Annotated in this window: 2 protein-coding genes; one reads left to right on the forward strand and one right to left on the reverse strand. The window is 72.2% G+C overall.

The annotated features are described in order from the left end of the window. Positions 1–512, reverse strand: a 512-nt coding sequence (locus VFZ20_RS17635; RefSeq protein ID WP_329685236.1) for a hypothetical protein, incomplete at its 3' end; no start/stop codon positions are given. An 806-nt stretch (positions 513–1318) separates the two neighbouring features. Between VFZ20_RS17635 and VFZ20_RS17640 the strand changes: the two genes are divergently transcribed. After that, on the forward strand, positions 1319–3421 hold the full coding sequence (locus VFZ20_RS17640) for an amidohydrolase family protein (RefSeq protein WP_329685237.1): 2103 nt from the start codon (positions 1319–1321) through the stop codon (positions 3419–3421). Positions 3422–3507 lie beyond the last annotated feature (86 nt).

Raw genomic sequence — 3507 nt, forward strand, 5'->3', positions numbered from 1 at the left:
GTGGCCAGGCCGGCGTTGATGACGTTCTGCTTGTACGTGGCCTCGGCCGTGGCGTCGATGGGCAGCGGCCGCTCGCCGATGTACACGCGCCAGCAGCTGGACGCGGCCACGTACTCCCACGCGGACGGAAAGCCGGCCGCCGTGCCCGCCGCCACGCGCTGGTCGCGGTCCGTGGCGCTGGTGGTGCACACCACCTGCAGGCGGCGGTTGTTGGTGGCCACGGGGTAGCCCGTGTTGAACGTGACCGTCACCTGCTCGTTGGCCAGTCCGCTGACCAGGTACGCGTTCGTGCCCTTTTCGCGGACATCGAACGCCACCGTGGCGCCGATCTTTACCGACGTGGCGGCCGGCACCACGCCGACGCGGATCTTGCCGTTGTACGGCTCCAGCACATTGCGCGCGGGGGCGCCGGCGGGGACGGCGAGCGCCGGCGCCGTGGGCGATTGGTCCGCGCACGCCGCCGCGGCCAGCAGCAGCGCGGCCAGCGTGGGACGGGTCCAGCGTGAGCGCATGGGAGGGCCTTTCCGGTAGGAGAAAACGGTGGATTTCCCGGCCGGTGCGGGGGCATGGGGCGGCGCGGGAAGATGAGCCTGAAAACTGACGATCCCCGCCGTGCCGCGCCAGCGCATCGGTGTGCGTATTCGGGATATCGCGTTGGGGGCGGACGGGCTCGGAGGGTAAAGGCGCGCTCCCAGCCTGAGCGGCAAGAGTAGGGATCAAGCGCGGAGGCGCAGCCCCAGCCGGAGCGGATGAATCCGCCGCTGGGACAGCGGAAAGCCCCGTCTCGCGCCGACGCGCTCCGCGAACGAGGCTTCAACCACAAACGCGGGCCGTCACCCGGCGATGGTGCGTGCGTCCGCGGCAGAGAGGCCGCGGTGCAGTCCGCGCAGGCGGACTTCGTGCCTTTCCAGCGGCGAATTCATTCGCTCGGCGCGGGCTCGGCCTTCCGCGCGACTCGCCCGACCGCCCGCCTTCTATCCCTCCGCGTGGGCACCGTTTCCCCCGAATCTCCCGGCTCTGACGCACCGCTCGCTGGGCGCCGACTCGGCGGCAACGGACCGCAGGTCTCCCCTCTCCGCGAGGAACGAGCGGGGAGGGGCCGGGGGAGGGGCGGGTTGCTCCCGGCGCGATCCATCCCTCTCTCGCGCCGAGCCACGGGCTCACCCATCCCCATCCCTATTCCCTCCCAACCCCGCCCCGCATCCCATCCTGAGACGAACGTGCGACAGCGATCGCGCACGTTGCACGACGATCCTCACGGGTGCTATTTCTTTACCATCCGGCACCTGTCCCCCCACCCCTCGCCGACCCGAAACCGATGATCCGCAGGACCTTCTTCCTCACCGCCGCGACGCTGCTCGCGGCCGGCGCATCCCCCTCCACCGCACCGGCGCAGCAGGCCGCGAGCGCGCAGATGGCGCCGGCGGGCACGCGCACGGAGGTGATCGAGCGCGGGGCCATGGACCCCGCCCTGTCGCCGGACGGCCGGTGGATCGCCATGAGCGTGCTGGGCAAGCTGTTCCTGCTCCCCGTGGGCGGCGGGGACGCCGTGCAGCTCACCACGGGCGCCGGGTGGGACGAACGGCCGGCGTGGTCGCCGAACGGGCAGTTCATCGCGTACGCGCACCAGACGCCGTCCACCGACGCGATCATGGAGATGAACCTGGCTACGGGCGTCTCCACCCTGGTGCGCGAGGTGGAGGGCGGGCTGGGACACATCGAGTACCATCCGTCCAGCTCCGAGCTGTTCTACGTGCTCACGCGCGGCCAGTACGACGCGCACCTTTGGCGCCTGCCCCGCACGGGCGGCGAGTCCCGCCAGCTCACGCAGACGCAGAACTGGCACGAGTGGTCGTTCGCGCTGTCGCCCCGGGCGGACTCCGTCTTCCTGGAAAGCGGGCGGTACGGCGGCGCGGACCTGTACGTGATGGCGCTGGACTCGCTGCGCCCCGCGCGGCTGACGGAGACACCCGCGCGCAACGAGTTCTCCGTGGCGTGGAGCCGCGACGGGCGCACGCGGATGTGGATCGTGGGGCAGAACGGCGTCGACACGGTCATGGCGCAGACGGGCGCCGCCGCCCCCCGCGCCGTCCACGTGAGCCCGTACGGGCAAAAGCAGCTGACGGTGGACGGGGCCGGCCGGTTCGCCGTGCTGGCGGACGGGCGGCGGCTGTACCGCATCGACCTGGCGGGCGGCACGGCGGCGCCCATCCCCTTTCGCGCGCCGCTGGCGCTCCCGGCGCGGGCGGACGGCGACCTGGCCATCACCAACGCCCGGGTGTGGACGGGCACGGACGGCGACCGGGTGATGGAGAACGCCACGGTGGAGGTGCGCGGCGGGCGCATTGTCCGGGTGCACCGCGGCACGCCGGAGGCCGGGCTGCCCGTGCTGGACGCGGCTGGAAAGACGCTCCTCCCCGGCCTGGTGGACAACCACGCGCACTACTGGTTTCCCTTCCAGGGCGAGCGGCTGGTGGCGCGCGGCATCACCTCCGTGCGCGATCCCGGCGCGGCCATCAGCAGCAGCATGAGCTTCAAGGACGCCAACCGGCTGGGCGTGGTGCTGGGGCCCACCATCTACTCCGCCGGCCCGCTCATCGACGCGCCGGGCGGCTACCACCCCATGGTGGACGTGGCCATCGAGGACCCCGCGTACGCCGCCGCGCTGGTGCGGGCGCTCAAGGAGCAGGGCGTGGACCTGCTCAAGCTGTACTTCCTGCTGGACCCGCAGGTGGCCCGCGCGGTGCTGGCCGAGGCGGAGCGGCAGGGGCTGCCCGTGACGGGGCACATCGGGGTGCGGACGAGCCTGCGCGAGGCCATCGACGCGGGGATCGAGGGTTTCAGCCACATCCGCGTGTGGCGCGACGTGCTGCCGCTGGACGCGCAGCCGCAGGGCGAGGACGAGACGCTGGACCGCGACCGGGCGCCCCTGGCCCGCATGCAGGCGGACTGGTGGGCCATCGACCCCGAGGGCGCGGAGATGGGCGACCTGCTGCGATTGATGGCGGCGCGCGGGGTGGCGCTGGACCCCACGCTCACGGTGCAGCGCGTGGGCGAGCGCGACCGGGCGCGGTTCAGCCTGGAGGACTTCGCGACGGCGTCGGAGTCGTACCGGCGGATGAGCCGCTTCGTTCGCCGGGCGCACGAGATGGGCGTGATGCTGCTGGCCGGCACGGACGGCGGCAGCCTGAACGAGGAGATGGAGGCGTACGCGGCGGCCGGCATCCCCAACGCCGACATCCTGCGCTCGGCCACGGTGAACGCGGCGCGGTGGCTGGGCCGCGAGGGCGAGTTCGGCACCATCCAGCCCGGTCTGCGTGCCGACTTCCTGCTGGTGGACGGCGATCCCCTGCGAGACATCCGCGACGCGCGCAAGGTGAGCGCGGTCATCAAGGAAGGCCGCATCGTCGTCCGCAACTGATCAACAGATCAACTGCATTCTCACGCAGAGGGAGCAGAGGCAGCAGAGTACCCCGGATCCTGCACCCGTCGCCTTCATCCCGTGAG

Source organism: Longimicrobium sp. (assembly GCF_036280135.1).
GTDB lineage: Bacteria > Gemmatimonadota > Gemmatimonadetes > Longimicrobiales > Longimicrobiaceae > Longimicrobium.